Source organism: Bradyrhizobium sp. F1.13.3 (assembly GCF_040548265.1).
Classification (GTDB): Bacteria; Pseudomonadota; Alphaproteobacteria; order Rhizobiales; family Xanthobacteraceae; genus Bradyrhizobium.
On record NZ_JBEPRI010000005.1, the window covers coordinates 337236 to 351805 of the forward strand.

Genomic DNA, 14570 nt, shown 5'->3' on the forward strand with positions numbered 1-14570 from the left:
AACTGGTTTTTGACTGGTTCAGCGCTCTCATCAGTCGTCCGGGCCCGGCGAAGGTCAAGATGAAGGCGCGCGAGCGCTTCCGCGCGGCGTCCGCCAACCAAAAGACGGGATCATTATCGAGGGGGCCGCCGCCTCTGGATCATGACCTCGGTAGCCTAAGCCGAGGCAACCGCGTCGCCGAACGCGCCTTTCGCCCGTTCGTCTTCTCATCTACCACACCATTTCCAAGGTGCCTCTCGCAATTCATCCGCCCTCGCCAGGCGTAGGTCCTTCTTTGCAGCATCGTAGGCCGGCAACATCGCTTCCATCCACAGCAGCATGCCTGCATTTAACTAAACGACAGCAGCCTTCCACGATTGTACACCTCCGGCTGACGTTCCGTAGGAAAGGTAATTACCTTGCGGCCGGAGTTGATTGCTCCTTTGTGGACGCGCGGCAACTCCTCGCTAAAGCGCCGCATCCACAATTTGTTCATCACCATTTGAGTCAATTCGGCGCGGAATTGTCCTCTTTCGTGGGAAACCTTTTCCAGTCTCCAGCCCGGATCGCGGCTGGTAGAGTTGCGGATCTTCGAAGGCGAAGACTTTGCTCCAAGGCACTTTCATCTCCGCTAGATAATGCTTCGCACTCGCCCCCAGAGTGAATGGGATGCGTTCACCCTTCGAGCAGTGTTGAAATGACTACTCAAATTCGGCCGTGGGAAAAATCCTAGCAACCGCAGATTGGCTCGCCGCGGCCGCGAATTCGATACCGGGAATTACGTTTGGCCGTTTTCGCATAGTCGCGATTACCGAGAGGCATTATCGAACAAGAGGCCTGGCAAGAGACAATAACAAGCTCGAATATACACCCCGCTCATTGCCGGTGACTGCGTTGAGCAACTTTGGAAAAGGGGAGCCTCCGGTGATCAAATTTGCCAAAGTGCCCTTGGTTCTGGCGATCCTGACCTTCGCACTCGCATGTGCCTGCGAGACTGCTGCCGCTTCGGTGCGCGTCGCGGGCCAGGTCCAGGCCGGCGGTGGACCGTTCGTAAGCTCGACCATCACCCTGTGGGGTGCGAGTGCGGGCGAACCCAAGCAGTTGGCTCAGGCAAGATCGGACAGTGACGGCCGATTTGAGCTTCGAACTGACGAAACACCCGGCAAGGACGTAGTCCTGTATGTGATTGCTAAAGGTGGCGCAGGTACTAAAACCGGCAGCGGCGACAATCCGGCGACCACTCTGTTGAGCGTGCTGGGCAACAATCCTCCCGCGCAGGTCGTCATCAACGAGATGACTACCGTCGCGTCGGCGTTTACTGCCGCCCAATTTATCAAGGGCGACTCCATCTCTGGCAATCCACTCGGTTTACGCATCGCCGCTGGAAATGCTCCAAACTTGGTTGATCCGACCACCGGGGCATGGGGCAAGGTGCTCCTTGATCCGCTCAACAGCACGCAAACCACCACACTTGCAAGCCTAAACACTCTAGGCTCGCTGATTGCGGCGTTTGCGACCGCAGGTAATGATGATTGGCGAGCCCGCTTCCTCAAGGCCGCCACCACCAGCAGCGGCGTGACGCCGAAGACCACGCTCGAAGCGATGGTAAGCATCGCCCGCGAGCCCTGGGCAGACCCAAAGACACTTTACGCGTTGTTCGATGAAGCCTACCCGCAACCCAAGGACGGCGCCCGACGCAAGGCGCCGTTCGTGCCGTACTTGGCTTACGTCCCCGATGACTTCGCTCTCTCGCTTTGCTTCGCAGGCGGCGGGGTTTACTCGGCCGGTCGTCTGATGTTCGACCCCGAGGGCAATCTTTGGAGTGGACAAAATTGGATGGCCGGTTCGCAGTCTGGCGTCAATCAAAGTACCGGCGGCGGTGTGGCCAAACTCTCGCCCGCCGGAACCGCGCTCTCGCCACCAATCACGGGCTTCACCGGGATGGGTGTTGATGGAGTCGGCTGGGGCACCGCTGTGACGCGGGATAGGGTTTGGACCACGAGTTTTAACGGAAAGATTTTCGTGATGGATTTCGACGGTCGCCCCAGCGCCATGGAGAGCGACTTTCCTTTCAAGGAGAAATTTCTTGGCCTCATGGGCATCGGCGTCTCGGCAGGCGGTGATGTCTGGATTGCAGATGGCTCCGACAATCAGTTGCTGCACTTTCCTGGTGGGCGGGTGAAGGACGGCCGGATCGTCAAAGTCGCCGGTCTGAAGTCTCCCTTCGACATCGTCGTCGATGGCCAAAATCGGGTTCGGGTCAGCAACTCTCAGTCGGACACCGTCGTCCGGTTTGACGCCGGTGATCCCTCTAAAACGGAAACATTTCGCGCCGGGATTGGTGTTCGTGCTCTCGCGCTCGACAGTAAGGGGAACGCTTGGGTGGCCAGCAATATGTCGCTCGACCTCCCCCCGCCGGTCATTCCCGACGGCGCGTCTATCATGGAGCAATTCAAGATCGCGGCGGGACACATGCTCAAGGTCCTCGAGACCAACCCCAAGATGGTCACCGGCGTCGTCAACATGATCCGTCCCGACGGCTCCCAGCCTGCTCCGATGGGCTTCACCGGCAACAAAGCAGTCAGTGTGCCGTGGGGCTTGAATATCGACGGTAACGACGACGTCTGGATCGGCAATTTCTGGGGCCGTGGTGTCGTGTTGATGGCGGGTGACAACACCACGAGTCATCCGGCGGGTACGAAGACTGGCGATGCCATCCACGTTTTCAGAGGCGGCAGCATCCAAATGCTGACCGATGTATCAATTGATGCGGCCGGCAACGTTTGGGCGGCTAATAACTGGAATGATCTCAACGGAGCCGCCGCGCCTGACCCTCTTCGTCCCACTTCGACATGGGGTGGAGGTTCGGGCATCACGGTCATTTACGGAGTAGCGGGCCCGGTAAAGCCGCCGCGCATGGGCAAGGTCCAAAGGTACTGAACGAGATGAATTGAAAGATCCATTTTTGTGGGTGCCCCAGAAAATGTGGTGCCCACTTCTGGATCAGGGATGGAAAGATCACCCGCGCCTGGCGACTACACCCACACCGGAAGGATTTAGGCAAGCGCCCTCGCGGAACGCGCCTTGGCTCGCCCTCTCGTCTTTTCGTCCGGCAACCTCGTCGCCAACGCGGCCTTTCGCATTTCGACTGCCTTCGCCAAGCGGGGGTCCTTCTTTGCAGCTTCGTAGGCCGGCAACACCGCTTCCATCCACATCAGCATGCCTTCGGCCTTGAACACGACGCGGTCGGCGGCGCTGTAGACGGTCTGGGTAATGGCAGCGACCTCGCGCGACATTTTGTCTGCGCCGCTCACGCGATGATCCAGAAGCGCGGATGCATATGCACCTTCCCCGAAATTCTCAAAGAAACTCGTGACCGACCGACGCTCGTCATGAGGGCCAATCCGGTTCGGCAGCCCGACAACAGTAAGCAGATCCGGCCATCCCGGTTTGCGACCTGCCACGGCATCAAGCGCGTGATTGAGGGAGGAAGGGGTAATCGCCTTGTCCAAGTAGGCCGGTGCGCGATTATCGTTGCGTTGTTTCGCGGCAAGAGCGCGCACAAAATACTTGTTGCGATCTTGCGGAAACGCTCAGGCCGACACTGCGCCTAACTGTTGTTTCGAGTACCGCGCCACTCTTTCGAGGATCTCGATCGCAATAGGCGGAACGCTCAGCTTGATTTCGCGCTTGTTTTTCACCTCGTCGGGTTTCCAGGTATAGACGCGCCAACCGACACGTTCCGGGGCGGGATCAGGAACCCAGCGATCGGAGCGCAAGGCGAGCATATTCACCAGAGCGGAGCTTCGTTGGGAGATCATCCATGAAACCTGCAGGGCACCCAGGACGGCATCGTTGTTATTGCCTCCCAAAGGGCCTGCCGGATTAACCTCCTGTACCGTCAACAAATTTTGCGCTTTCCACCCCCTCCATGGGATAGCCTGTTTACAGAAGAGCGGTTTTGTAAACCGAAGGTCGGGGGTTCAATCCCCTCAGCCGGCACCATTCGCCGCCGGAATCGACAACTTAGCGGGCCCTACCCAGGGTAGTCGGCGAAACTTTCGGTTATTTGTCGATGCACCAGCTTTCACGACGGGGCAGCCGTGGTGCGTTACAATTGTCCTCACCGTGAAGCTTGGGTCCAGAAGTCGTATACGTCAAACGTTGTCGCGCATTTGCTTTCGTCCAATGCGATGGCCGATCACGCCAAAGACTACCGCCAGGAAGAGCATCACGGGGAACTTGCTCCAACCTGGTCCGCCGAAAACAAATTTGTTCACGGCGAGTGCAAGCATCACGCCGTGGCCAGCAAAGATCAGGCCCTTCCACCGAATCGTCCAGTCACGGCTCATTACCGATCCCCTTTTGAGAGTTGGACATCAGTGCCATACGGCCATCGCGCCATCTGTGAGCAACCGCACGCAAGAACTTCGTTGCAATGAGCCCACTTAAACTGCAACGCCCCCGCAAATCAGGCGCGGTATACGATTGTTTGAATCACGATGGTCCTGTCACTGAAAAACAGGAACATCTATAACGACCAAGCCCATCACCTTTGCGCTCGTGGCAGACCCATGCTCGTCCTTCAGCCATTTCATCGTCAGCAGCGGCCCAAGGGTCTCTTGAATGTCCTTAGGGGCTAACGACGCCTAGAATCGATTTCCGACGCAATCACGTCAGAGCTTTCCGAGCGACCGTCACACTCAACTCGAGCAGCGGGTGCTTCTCGTTCCTGACTGTAATAAGGACCTGCGTCCCCTTTGCCGACGCGACGTCCCTGGCAATGGAGGTCGCCATCGCGATCGCCTCTTTTTCGGCGGCTTCTGGGCCGGGCAAATCCATCCCATCCTCGTCGACCGCAGCAAAGAAGTCGTCCTTGATGTCGAAGTAAAACTTCATGGCTCACAGCGACGGATTGAGATGAAGGTAAAGCACATCGAAGTCTGCTATTTCGCGCAGCCTGGCTTCATCAAGGATCGATATTCGTCCCCGCTCCAAGTCCAACACGCGCTGAGCACGCAGCTGCTGAACGACGCGATTCATGTGAACCACACTCGTGCCAACGGCGTCGGCGAGGAGTGCCTGCGAGGCCGGAAAATCGAAGGATAGGCCGTCCGCTCGGCCGATCGCTTTCAATCTGGTGTAAAGCTCAAGCACGAGGTGCGCCACGCGGCTTGTGGCTTCGCGTTGACCGACGTTGCAAATCCACTCCCGGAAGATCGCGGCGTCAGTCAGTGTATCGCGCCAAAGCGCTTGAGCCACGTTGGGCCGCTTTCTTATCAGCGAACGCACCGCTGCATGCGGAATGAAGCCGAGAACGCTATCGCCAAGGGTGCTGACGTCATGGTCCATCACATGGAGAAAGAGACCCTGCAGATCGGGAATGTCACCGGGTTGGTGAAAGGCCATGATTTGGCGGTGGCCATTGCCGACGATCTTGGATCTCAGGATGAAGCCATCAACGACAAGGCAGCATGCCGAAGGTCGATCTCCGAGAGAAACGACCGGCTGACCGCCAGCCATCCGCTTCACCGTGATTGGCAGATCACGGATAGCGACCTCGTCCTCTTCATCAATTTCGGTGCTGACCCGCAACCGCTTCAAGAAAGGTTTGAAAATTTCCGCGTTATTCATCGTTAGCTCCGGTCGGCAAACGAGTTTTTGTGACGTTCGTTCCAATCCGGACCACTAGCTATTGTCTCACGCGAAGCAGAGGGGCTGCCGCAAATTCCAACGCCTCTCGGCGGGAACCGAACGGGAACGGCGTTAATTCATCCCGCCGCGAAGCATTGGCGCAAAATTTGACGCGCAACTCTCACTTCGAATGCTTCGGCGCGCTGCCTTGGTGGAAGTGCTCAGCACCTGATATCTCCACCCAGGCATGTTTCGACTGCTCGAAAACCGATCGGATGGGGGCCGGGTAGTTCGGAGCCGCGATCGCGCCGACGGCAACGCCGATCATCGCAGGCAGATTGTCTGCCTTCCAATAGACCGTCGAACCGCACTCGAGGCAAAAATAGCTACGGACCTGGCCGCCGCTTGCGGCTGTCCGGACGTACTCCTTCGACGCCCCCGAGATCGCAACGCCCTCCGCCGGATAGAACGCACCGACGCCGAACGGCGCGCCGGTTCGACGCTGGCAGTCGATGCAGTGGCAGGCAACGACGAGGCCGGACGGTCCTGGAAGCGACAGCGCCAGAGCGCCGCAACGACATCTCGCGCCGATCATCGAAACTCCTTCCTCTCAGTTGGCTGACGGGTTCTGTCGCTCGGCTGGAGCGCAGGGCGATCCAGGACGGACCCTCACTCCTTCGCAACCTCGAACGCCAGCAGTGCGTTGCCGGCGACGCCGCCCCACTGGCCGTAGCCGGAATTAGTGTAGAGCATGCCGCCGGCGATGATCGGCCCGGGGCCGTCGATCGCGCCGCCATGAGCAGGGGCGCCGTTCACCGTCGTATAGTCTCGCGCCGTGTCGTATTCCCACAACAGCTTTCCGTCAGCTGTCGCGTAAGCGCGCAGGAAGCCGCTGACGCCGCCGGAAAACACGACACCGGGGATCAGGCTCACGGCAGCCGAGAGCGCAGGGCTGCATTGGAGGCGATCGCCACAGGCGACAGGAGATACTTCCATCGCAATTTTTCCACTGGCGAGGTCGAGGCCGAACAGACCGCCGCCTTGGGTGGAATCGAGCCGCCGCGTACCATCGCGCAGGAACCGCACGTCGGAGTTCGCGACATAGATGCGATCCTGGTCGGCGGCCGAGCCCCACTCGCTGCCGCCGAGCGCACCGCCCTTCCCGATCCGCGTCTGCCACAGGATTTTGCCACCATCATCAGGATCGAGCGCGTGCACGACGCCGGACTTCTGCGCGATGGCGAGAACGCGCCTGCCGTCACGCAAGGTCACGAGGATCGGCGACTGGCCAAAATCGTGGTCAGGCCCGTGATCTTCCGGACAATTGGTCTTGTCCGCGCCGAAGCACGCGACGATGAAGGCGTCGCTCGGGGTCGCTTGCTGCTTCCAGAGCAGCTTACCGGTCGCAAGCTCGAAAGCGAGGACCGCATCGGCGGTTGCGGCCGGCGGATTCGAATAGGAATTGCTGGTCGCGACGTAGACGGCGTCGCGTTTCGGATCAATCGTCGGTGCCGACCACACCGCCGCGCCGGACGGGCCGAACAGCTGCGTGCCTCTTGCATTCTTGCCGGTCGGATGCGGCACCTCGGGGATCGTGTAAGCCTGCCACACCGGCTTGCCCGTCACTGCCTCGAGCGCGACCACGCTGCCGCGGAAAGTACAGCATTCGTAACTGGCCTGCGAACCGGCGGCCTCCTCCAGCGAGGAGACCGGGACGTAGAGCACGCCGGAATGCAGCGTCGGTGCTCCGGTGATGCGCGCTGCCGGATGCTCCTCGATCTTCGTCTTCCAGATCAGCGCGCCAGTCAGTGCGTTCACCGCATAGGCATTGGCGCGCAAGTCACCGAAGAAGATCGCGAACTGACCGGTGCCGGGAAGCGGCCCGAAGCTGATCGCCGCGCGCACCGCGGCATCGGTCGGCAGCGTCCACCGCGTGCAGCCGCTTCGCGCATCGAGCGCGTGCACCTTGCGGTCAGCGCCGCCGATGAACAGCAGACCGCCCAGGATGGTCGGCGGCGCAAACGACACCGAGGCGCCGGGAAAGGCATAAGCCCATTTCAGCCGCAGGCGCGGCACCTCTTCCGCGGTCAGGCCGGCCATGTCGGCCGGCTGGAAGCGGCTGTTGCCAGCGTCGACGCCCCAGCCATTCAGCGCGGACCATCGAGCGGCTGCGGAAAGAAGTTGACCTGCTGCGTGCAGCGTCCCTCCGCATCGACTGCATTGTCGCCCACCGCGGCCTTGCCGGTGACGAAGGCAGCAATCGAGCGCCGTTCCGAGTCGCTGCGGTCCTTCGCCATCGCCGCCATGCTGCCGGAAGTCAGCGTTCCCAGCACATGATCGAACGACATCGCCTGCATGGCGCCGCGGCCGGGCACACGGCTCTGGCCATCACCGCCGTCGTGACATTGCGCGCAGTGGCTTGCGTAGAGCGCAGCGCCGTCCTGCTGCGCCAGCGCGGGCGCACAGCACCAGACCAGCATGGCGACCACGACAACACTCGGTCTCATGGCGTGCTCCGGCATCGTCACCGCAATGCGAGACGGCATCATGCAACCCAAAGTATAGCGCGACGGCAATCACTGACGCAACGGACGTTCCGCTCGCGTCCGTCATATCCCCCGGGCAGTGAGGACACCATCGGGCAGTTCATCCATCGCCCACAGCCCGAGGCTCTTGTCCCGCCAGCCGCCGTCGCCTTCTTCGCAACGCTCGTTGATCAGCGCGCGCGGTGCCGGCCAGTCGAACGGCGCCTTCTCCATGTTCAGCGCCCGCCAGTCGCCGTCCTCGCAATCGCGATTGCCGTCCCATTCGGGAAAGGTCGTGACCAACAGGAAATGCGCCCCGCTGGCGCGAAAGTTCGCGACGGCACGGGCGATATTGCCGAAACTCAAATGCACCAGGCAGTCCCGGCACAGAACGACATCCGCGCGCGGCAGTGCATCGCGCGTGATGTCGGCAACGAGAAATTGGCCTGACAACTCGCCGCCAGCCACCCGCTGGCGATTGGCCGCGATCAGCGACGGCACGATGTCGATGCCGGTATAGTCGATATCCAGCTTGATGCGGCCGATCCAGCCCGCGTCGCCGCAGGGCGCATCGAGCAGCGAGTGCGCGCCGAGCCGTTGCAGCAGTGCAGGAAGCGCCTCGCGGATCGCGGCGGTCGCGGGATCCTCGGAGCCGAGGCCCGACACCGAACTGGCTGCGCCCCACAGGTTGGTCTGCTCGATCCGCTCGAACCGCGCGGCGAGATCGAGGCCCGCGAAATTATCGCGGTCGGCGACGAACCGCTCATGGGCGAGCACGGGTGAACGCTTGGAGATCATGGACGGGATGTGAATTCCGGCGCAGCCGCACTATACAGGCAAAGCGAGCGGTCCGAAACGGTCCGTAAGCGAACCTGCTTACGTCATCTGTCGCGTCTGGTCCCATGCGCCCCACCACAGCCAAAGAGAAGGCCAGGATCGCCGCCGGCGCGGCGGCGGCCATCGTCATGACGGCCGTGCTGTTCGCATTCGCAATGGGATTTCTGCTGGCGCGATGAGTGCGTAGCGCGGCGGACGAAAGCCGCCGCGCTGACTCAGGCGGCGCGCACCGTGTGGAGGAATTTCCCGACTTGGTCCTTCAGCCGGTTGCTGTCGGTCGCCAGCATCTTGGCGGTGGAAAGCACCTGCGAGGAGGCCGAGCCGGTCTCGGCCGCACCGCGCTGCACGTCGGCGATGTTGGTGGAGACCTTCTGGGTGCCGTGCGCGGCCTGCTGCACGTTGCGCGAAATCTCCTGGGTCGCGGCGCCCTGCTCCTCGACGGCCGCGGCGATGGTCGAGGACACCTCCGACAGCCGCTCGATCGTCGCGGAGATGTCGCGGATCGCGTTGACGGATTCCTGGGTCGCGGTCTGGATGCCGGAAATCTGCTGGCTGATCTCGCCAGTCGCCTTCGCCGTCTGCTCGGCCAGCGTCTTCACCTCGGCGGCGACGACGGCAAAGCCGCGGCCGGCCTCGCCGGCACGTGCCGCCTCGATCGTGGCGTTGAGCGCCAGGAGGTTAGTCTGGCCGGCAATGGTGTTGATCAGTTCGACGACATCGCCGATGCGCGTCGCCGCAACCGAGAGCTCGCTGACGCGCTCCGTCGTGGTGCGGGCCTGGGTGACGGCCTCGCCCGCCATCCGCGCGGATTCCTGCACCTGCCGGCTGATCTCGTTAACCGAAGAGGACAGTTCTTCCGTCGCGGTCGCAACCGACTGCACGTTGACCGTGGCTTCGCCCGAGGCGACCGCGACGACGGAGGTCAGTTCCTGCGCACGTTGCGCGGTGGTGGCCAGCGTCGAGGACGACGCTTCGAGCTCGGTGGACGCCGAGCCCACCGTCTCGATGATCTCGCCGACCGCGCGCTCAAAGCCGTCGGCAAGGTTGACCATGTCGCGCTTGCGCTGATCGGCGGCCTGCTTCTCCACTTCGACCTGCGCAGCCTTGAGGCGTTCGACCTCGATCCCGTTGGTCTTGAAGATTTCGACCGTCCTGGCCATGTCCCCGATCTCGTCGCGGCGGTCCTTCTCGGGCACTTCGGTCTCGAGATCGTTGCGGGCAAGGCCCTCCATGGCGAGCTTGAGGCGGGCAATCGGCCGCGACATCGCATTGAGGCCGATGAACAGCGCGATCGCGATACCCAGGATCAGGCCGCCGGCGCTGACGCCGATCACGGTCCAGGTTGCGGATCTGGCGTCGCGGTTGATGGCGTCCTTGCGCTTGGCAACCGCCTGTGCGGTTTCGCCCACGAACTGGGCAATGCGCCCCAGGGCCGCATCCATCACCGGGTCGCACTCCTTGTGCGCGCGTTCGGATGCCGTCGCGTTCTCTTCCGGGCTGCTTGCGAGCGAGCCTGCCTTCAGCACCGGATCGCAGCCGGCGAATACGGCTTTCAGCTGGTCGCCGATGCTCTTGATCTGGCTCGCGCGCGCGGGATCGTCCTGCTCGGCTGCGTCGAGGTATTGGCGGATTTCATCGCGGTTCTGGGTCGCGGCCTTGAGGCGGTTGGCGTTGCCCGCCTCCGTCGCCTCGGTGAAGACCGCATAGAGCGCGGCATGATAGGTCTCGGCGCGGCGCTGGGCTCGCGTCAAGTTGAGCGCCGAGGATTGCGCGGCGGAAAGCTCGGCGAAGCCGTCGACAGTCGCCGAGAGTTCGCGCGTGCCGAAGCCCGCGACGGCGACCATGGCAAAGCCCATCACGGCCACGATCAGCGCGACCTTCCACACGATCTTCAGATTGTTCAAAACGCTCATTGCAGCGCCCCAGTGATTTCCGCCGGGGCATATTCCCAGCACCGTGCATTGGAACCAGCTGACGTTAAGATTTGATGCCAAACATCCCGAGTAGTCTTACGGAAAACTAACTATTTGGGCTTTCGCCGTAAGCTTCGCGTAAGCTTCGGACTATTCGGGGTGCGAGCCTAGCGTGGAAAACCGGAACCGGTCGCCGGCGTCAGTCGTTGTCGGTCCATGCGGATCAGGGAAGAAAACCGAAACATATTTCTGCTGGCGACCGTTACGCTGTGCTGTAGCGCACTGGCTGGAGCAATTGCGCTGTTCGAACCGGCTCCGGCAAAGCAGCAGGCAGAAGCGTCGGCGATCGGCATGATCGCTCCGACGCCAGTTCGGGTGGTCGGGGCCCCGTTCGAGCCCAACCTCAATCCGCGGGAGCGCTAGCGCTCACACCGGCGAGACGTCGGCGCCCTCCTCGGGACGGCGTTTGGCGCGGGCCAACTCCTCAACGATCGCGATCACCTCCGCCCGTTTGTCGGGCGGCAGCGACAGGAACGCGCGGACGAGTCTCAGGCCCTCCGCTTCGGTCGAATGGTCTGCTTTGGCATCCATTCCCCACTGTCGGGCGGTCGGGAAAAATATGCAATCCCCAGCCCAACACCTTCTTGATTCGGCTGGCCAGCTTTGCTGGAATAGCCCCAACAGGGGTGCACCATGAAGTGGATCGCGGAACGCGACGCGCTGATTGCGCAGACAATGGCCTTCGTCCAATCGGTAACCGGCAAAAAGGATGACTTGCATCCACCGGAGATCCCGACGGCGGCAGTGGCCGTGTCGGTGCAGATCGTCCCCGCCAACACCGTCGTCGAGACCGAGCCACTTCAGGCCGCTCCGCCGCAGCCCTTACCTCTGCCTCCGCCGCGGATGGCGAGCCACGACGTCCGCACCGAGATGCAGGCCCGCATCGCCAATTTCCGCAAGCATCAGGAGCGGTTCGAGCGCGAGCGCGAGGAATATTGCGCGGCCACCCTGACCAAACTGCGCGCCGCCATCGGCGACGCCTCCCCCCGTCCGCCGGCTGACAAGTAAAGCCGGGGCCTCCCGTCGCGGGCTACAGCCAGGACCACACCAGCCAGAGATTGGCCGCGCAGGCGCCGAAAAGGGCCAGCGTGAGGGGCAGCAGCATGTGCCTGCAAGAGGTTTTCAGGTCGGTCGTCATGCCCGAAAACATCCCCTGATTCCGCCAAACGAGTCCCGGGGATTCTTTTTTTCGGGATTCAGGACTCGTTAAGGACTCAGGCCCCCGCGACTTCGATCACGGCCGCGTGATCGACCGACGAACGGAACCCCTCCCCCGCAAAGTCGTTAATGCGCTTTCCGGGAGCGGGAAGAATGCCCTACGCCCTGTTCTGCAACGACGCCCAGATCAGCAAGGCCTATCCTGACGAGGCCGACGTCTGGAGGCTCGCGCAGCGAAGTGGCCTCGTCGTGGACATCTCCGCGGATGACAACCGTCCCGGGCCCCGCCGGGTGCTCGACAACGATTATGAGATCAAGCCGTGCCGGGCCGCACAGGGTGAGGACCCGGCCCGGAACAAAGCCGAGGCCGATCGCCAGGCCAGGATGGAGCTTGAGCTGAATTCCTGAGGACAGCTCGAAGTCGGGAAGCCAGAGCTCAGGAAAATCTCAGGGCGTTGCGGTCGCGAGCGAGGCCTGCTCGCCAGCCAGAGCCACGCAGGCCTTCCGGCGATGCAGCCCGCGGATCGCGCCGGTGACCTTCAGCACCTTGCCGGAAGAGCACGAGGCATCCTTGACGAAGGCCACCTCATAGGGTGCCAGCATCAGAGGCTCGGATTTGAGGATTGTTTGGGCAGCGCACGGCAAACCGAGGAAGCACGAGAGCACCACTGCCGACACCAAGATACGCATGTCCGTCGTCCCACCAGCCCGGTAATCGTCATATAACGCGTTCCGGCGCGCGAGTTCCGTAAGCGGCAAAAATTATTTTTGCTTTACCCGAGCTCCATGACGCGCGTGAGAACGCGCCCGCCAGAAAGTTTGCTTGCAAATGACGCGCCAGATGGTTGACGCAATGCAAACAAATCTCGCCAACGAGGGCCGGGCAAACGAAAGGCCGGCGAGAGCCGGCCTTTGTTAGTTCGTGGTCATTGGTGGCGCGTCAGTAGCGCGAGGCTGCCGGACCGCCCCAGCCAAAGCGGTAGTTCACACCGACCTTGACGGTATGCTCGTCCTCCCGGCCGCGGACGCCGACAACGTCGACCGGACCGGAGGTGATCGTCGTGCTGCCGAAGTTGTAATACTGGTACTCGGCCTTGGCCGACCAGTTCGGCGCGAACATGTATTCGAGGCCAGCGCCGACAGTGTAGCCGTCCTTGCTGTTGCCGGTGGCGGTGAAGGTCTGCGGAACGCCGGCGATATTGACGCCAAGGCCGCCGTTGCGCCAGGCATAACCGCCCTTGGCGTAAAGCAGCGTCGGACCCCAGGTGTAGCCGATGCGGCCAGTCACCGAGCCGAGCTGGTCGGTATTGGAGGTCACCTGCGTGCCCAGCGGGAACGTGGCACCGCTGTTGTTGGTCGGCAGCCAGGAATACTGGGCCTCGACACCCATGACCCAATTGGGCGCGAACTGGTAGTCGAAGCCGCCCTGGACACCGCCGAGGAAGCGCGCGTCGCTCGACTGGAAGCTGCTGTCGCCGGCAAAGGCGCCGCCGACATGGCCGCCGATGTAGAAGCCGGTCCAGTTATAGATCACCTGCGGCGGCGTGTAGGCCGGAGCCTTGGTGTAGGTGCGCGCCTGCATGTCGGCTGCGGCAGCCGGCGCGGCCAGCGCAAGCAGGGCAACTGCACCCAGCAAAATCCTCTTCATGATCATCCCCGTTCTTTCAATTACGACACTCAGGAAACAACGTGGCGTGAATTGGGTTGCTTCGCGGCGATGCCGGAACGTTGATCGTTCGTGACTGTGACGGAGCGGCAACAACGCCGTTTTGTTCCGTCCCGCAGGCTGGTACCGACGGTTTTTTTCCGTCGGCTGCAACCTGCCGTACCGATTAGTCGCAACGCAAAGCCACCCCGTTCAAAGCTCGCCGAAATGTGATCCCGCAACTCCGGCGGGCTCTGTTCTATCACCCGGCGATGAAGGTGGGCTTTGCGCTACCGCGTCATCTTTTCAAGTTCCGGAAAGGCTACGTAAACCGCGCCCGCGCACAGCTCGTTGGCGCGATCGACGACGCGGTCCGCCCGGCCGTTGACGAAGATCACGGCGCGTTCTCTCATGGCCTTGTAGGTGCCGTCGGTCTCGCGTGGGGTGAAGTGCAGGCAGCTGACATAGAACTGCCGGCCGCCGACCTCGCGCTGCACCGGCTCGGCCATACTGGCGTCACGCACGCCGACGGGGTTGTTCAGGTAGGTGCGCATCAAGGCCAGCGTATCGCCGCGGAAATTATCCGGGAACGGTTGTGGGCCTCCGGCCTGGGTCCCCTCCATCAGAGCCGGACGATCACCGCCGCTGCCGAAACATCCCGTGAGCGCCAGCGGCAGTGCCAGCATCAACGCCAAGCTCACTGCGCGTTCCGCTAGTCGCCGCACCGCTCACGCTCTCCGCTCGATCAGTCTCGGAGACGTTCCAGCCCCAAGGTTGCAATGATGCATTGTCTACAGGTGTTTTGCCCGACAAGTCAAA

General features: G+C 62.1%; 18 protein-coding genes and 1 tRNA gene. 4 read left to right on the forward strand and 15 right to left on the reverse strand.

The annotated features are described in order from the left end of the window. The first annotated feature begins 903 nt into the window (after window positions 1-903). Complete coding sequence (locus tag ABIB66_RS16815; RefSeq protein ID WP_354255048.1) at window positions 904-2919, forward strand: hypothetical protein; 2016 nt, start codon at window positions 904-906, stop codon at window positions 2917-2919. A gap of 116 nt (window positions 2920-3035) precedes the next feature. On the opposite strand, the gene ABIB66_RS16820 is transcribed toward ABIB66_RS16815, so the two are convergent. After that, a complete protein-coding gene (locus ABIB66_RS16820) occupies window positions 3036-3542 on the reverse strand; it encodes a hypothetical protein (RefSeq protein WP_354255049.1) in 507 nt (168 codons plus the stop codon). Between the two features lie 30 nt (window positions 3543-3572). After that, complete coding sequence (locus ABIB66_RS16825; RefSeq protein WP_354255050.1) at window positions 3573-3887, reverse strand: hypothetical protein; 315 nt, start codon at window positions 3885-3887, stop codon at window positions 3573-3575. Between the two features lie 31 nt (window positions 3888-3918). Between ABIB66_RS16825 and ABIB66_RS16830 the strand changes: the two genes are divergently transcribed. Further along, window positions 3919-3984 (forward strand) — tRNA-Thr (locus ABIB66_RS16830). Window positions 3985-4136: 152 nt separating this feature from the next. Here the strand turns inward: ABIB66_RS16830 and ABIB66_RS16835 are convergent. The 10 genes from ABIB66_RS16835 to ABIB66_RS16880 all read right to left on the reverse strand — a co-directional run bounded on the left by ABIB66_RS16835 (window position 4137) and on the right by ABIB66_RS16880 (window position 11479). Continuing rightward, entirely contained in the window at window positions 4137-4331 is a 195-nt protein-coding gene (locus tag ABIB66_RS16835) for a prolipoprotein diacylglyceryl transferase (RefSeq protein ID WP_354208644.1), read from the reverse strand. Window positions 4332-4650: 319 nt separating this feature from the next. Continuing rightward, entirely contained in the window at window positions 4651-4878 is a 228-nt protein-coding gene (locus ABIB66_RS16840; protein ID WP_275168346.1) for a DUF6894 family protein, read from the reverse strand. 3 nt (window positions 4879-4881) lie between these two features. Next, window positions 4882-5613, reverse strand: coding sequence for a Crp/Fnr family transcriptional regulator (locus tag ABIB66_RS16845; protein WP_354255051.1), 732 nt, complete (start codon window positions 5611-5613; stop codon window positions 4882-4884). Between the two features lie 181 nt (window positions 5614-5794). Continuing rightward, window positions 5795-6208, reverse strand: a complete 414-nt coding sequence (locus ABIB66_RS16850) for a GFA family protein (protein WP_354208641.1) — start codon at window positions 6206-6208, stop codon at window positions 5795-5797. A 74-nt stretch (window positions 6209-6282) separates the two neighbouring features. Next, window positions 6283-7713 carry an outer membrane protein assembly factor BamB family protein gene (locus ABIB66_RS16855; RefSeq protein WP_354208640.1) on the reverse strand — a complete coding sequence of 477 codons (1431 nt, stop codon included), beginning with the start codon at window positions 7711-7713 and terminating at the stop codon, window positions 6283-6285. Between the two features lie 47 nt (window positions 7714-7760). After that, the gene (locus ABIB66_RS16860) at window positions 7761-8120 is read right to left on the reverse strand and encodes a c-type cytochrome (protein ID WP_354208639.1); all 360 of its coding nucleotides are present in this window, start codon (window positions 8118-8120) and stop codon (window positions 7761-7763) included. Between the two features lie 102 nt (window positions 8121-8222). Beyond that, complete coding sequence (locus tag ABIB66_RS16865; RefSeq protein ID WP_354255052.1) at window positions 8223-8936, reverse strand: class I SAM-dependent methyltransferase; 714 nt, start codon at window positions 8934-8936, stop codon at window positions 8223-8225. Between the two features lie 254 nt (window positions 8937-9190). Further along, entirely contained in the window at window positions 9191-10888 is a 1698-nt protein-coding gene (locus ABIB66_RS16870) for a methyl-accepting chemotaxis protein (protein ID WP_354208636.1), read from the reverse strand. A 167-nt stretch (window positions 10889-11055) separates the two neighbouring features. Next, window positions 11056-11241 (reverse strand): hypothetical protein, encoded by a 186-nt coding sequence (locus ABIB66_RS16875; protein ID WP_354255053.1) that lies wholly within the window; start codon window positions 11239-11241, stop codon window positions 11056-11058. Between the two features lie 73 nt (window positions 11242-11314). Then, complete coding sequence (locus ABIB66_RS16880) at window positions 11315-11479, reverse strand: hypothetical protein (protein ID WP_275168354.1); 165 nt, start codon at window positions 11477-11479, stop codon at window positions 11315-11317. Window positions 11480-11581: 102 nt separating this feature from the next. Between ABIB66_RS16880 and ABIB66_RS16885 the strand changes: the two genes are divergently transcribed. Together ABIB66_RS16885 and ABIB66_RS16890 are read left to right on the forward strand one after the other, a co-directional pair. After that, window positions 11582-11956, forward strand: a complete 375-nt coding sequence (locus tag ABIB66_RS16885) for a hypothetical protein (RefSeq protein ID WP_275168355.1) — start codon at window positions 11582-11584, stop codon at window positions 11954-11956. A 303-nt stretch (window positions 11957-12259) separates the two neighbouring features. Next, complete coding sequence (locus tag ABIB66_RS16890; protein WP_275168356.1) at window positions 12260-12514, forward strand: hypothetical protein; 255 nt, start codon at window positions 12260-12262, stop codon at window positions 12512-12514. Between the two features lie 39 nt (window positions 12515-12553). Here the strand turns inward: ABIB66_RS16890 and ABIB66_RS16895 are convergent, their stop codons facing one another. The 3 genes from ABIB66_RS16895 to ABIB66_RS16905 all read right to left on the reverse strand — a co-directional run bounded on the left by ABIB66_RS16895 (window position 12554) and on the right by ABIB66_RS16905 (window position 14437). Then, a complete protein-coding gene (locus ABIB66_RS16895; protein WP_354208635.1) occupies window positions 12554-12796 on the reverse strand; it encodes a hypothetical protein in 243 nt (80 codons plus the stop codon). A 250-nt stretch (window positions 12797-13046) separates the two neighbouring features. Continuing rightward, on the reverse strand, window positions 13047-13754 hold the full coding sequence (locus ABIB66_RS16900) for an outer membrane protein (protein ID WP_354208633.1): 708 nt from the start codon (window positions 13752-13754) through the stop codon (window positions 13047-13049). A 287-nt stretch (window positions 13755-14041) separates the two neighbouring features. Further along, complete coding sequence (locus ABIB66_RS16905; protein ID WP_354208677.1) at window positions 14042-14437, reverse strand: hypothetical protein; 396 nt, start codon at window positions 14435-14437, stop codon at window positions 14042-14044. Window positions 14438-14570 lie beyond the last annotated feature (133 nt).

Coding starts and splice junctions, on each gene's coding strand:
- ABIB66_RS16835 (WP_354208644.1), bottom strand. CDS start 4,331: ATGAGCCGTGACTGGACGATTCGGTGGAAGGGCCTGATCTTTGCTGGC.
- ABIB66_RS16840 (WP_275168346.1), bottom strand. CDS start 4,878: ATGAAGTTTTACTTCGACATCAAGGACGACTTCTTTGCTGCGGTCGAC.
- ABIB66_RS16845 (WP_354255051.1), bottom strand. CDS start 5,613: ATGAATAACGCGGAAATTTTCAAACCTTTCTTGAAGCGGTTGCGGGTC.
- ABIB66_RS16850 (WP_354208641.1), bottom strand. CDS start 6,208: ATGATCGGCGCGAGATGTCGTTGCGGCGCTCTGGCGCTGTCGCTTCCA.
- ABIB66_RS16855 (WP_354208640.1), bottom strand. CDS start 7,713: ATGGCCGGCCTGACCGCGGAAGAGGTGCCGCGCCTGCGGCTGAAATGG.
- ABIB66_RS16860 (WP_354208639.1), bottom strand. CDS start 8,120: ATGAGACCGAGTGTTGTCGTGGTCGCCATGCTGGTCTGGTGCTGTGCG.
- ABIB66_RS16865 (WP_354255052.1), bottom strand. CDS start 8,936: ATGATCTCCAAGCGTTCACCCGTGCTCGCCCATGAGCGGTTCGTCGCC.
- ABIB66_RS16870 (WP_354208636.1), bottom strand. CDS start 10,888: ATGAGCGTTTTGAACAATCTGAAGATCGTGTGGAAGGTCGCGCTGATC.
- ABIB66_RS16875 (WP_354255053.1), bottom strand. CDS start 11,241: ATGCCGATCGCCGACGCTTCTGCCTGCTGCTTTGCCGGAGCCGGTTCG.
- ABIB66_RS16880 (WP_275168354.1), bottom strand. CDS start 11,479: ATGGATGCCAAAGCAGACCATTCGACCGAAGCGGAGGGCCTGAGACTC.
- ABIB66_RS16885 (WP_275168355.1), top strand. CDS start 11,582: ATGAAGTGGATCGCGGAACGCGACGCGCTGATTGCGCAGACAATGGCC.
- ABIB66_RS16890 (WP_275168356.1), top strand. CDS start 12,260: ATGCCCTACGCCCTGTTCTGCAACGACGCCCAGATCAGCAAGGCCTAT.
- ABIB66_RS16895 (WP_354208635.1), bottom strand. CDS start 12,796: ATGCGTATCTTGGTGTCGGCAGTGGTGCTCTCGTGCTTCCTCGGTTTG.
- ABIB66_RS16900 (WP_354208633.1), bottom strand. CDS start 13,754: ATGAAGAGGATTTTGCTGGGTGCAGTTGCCCTGCTTGCGCTGGCCGCG.
- ABIB66_RS16905 (WP_354208677.1), bottom strand. CDS start 14,437: ATGCTGGCACTGCCGCTGGCGCTCACGGGATGTTTCGGCAGCGGCGGT.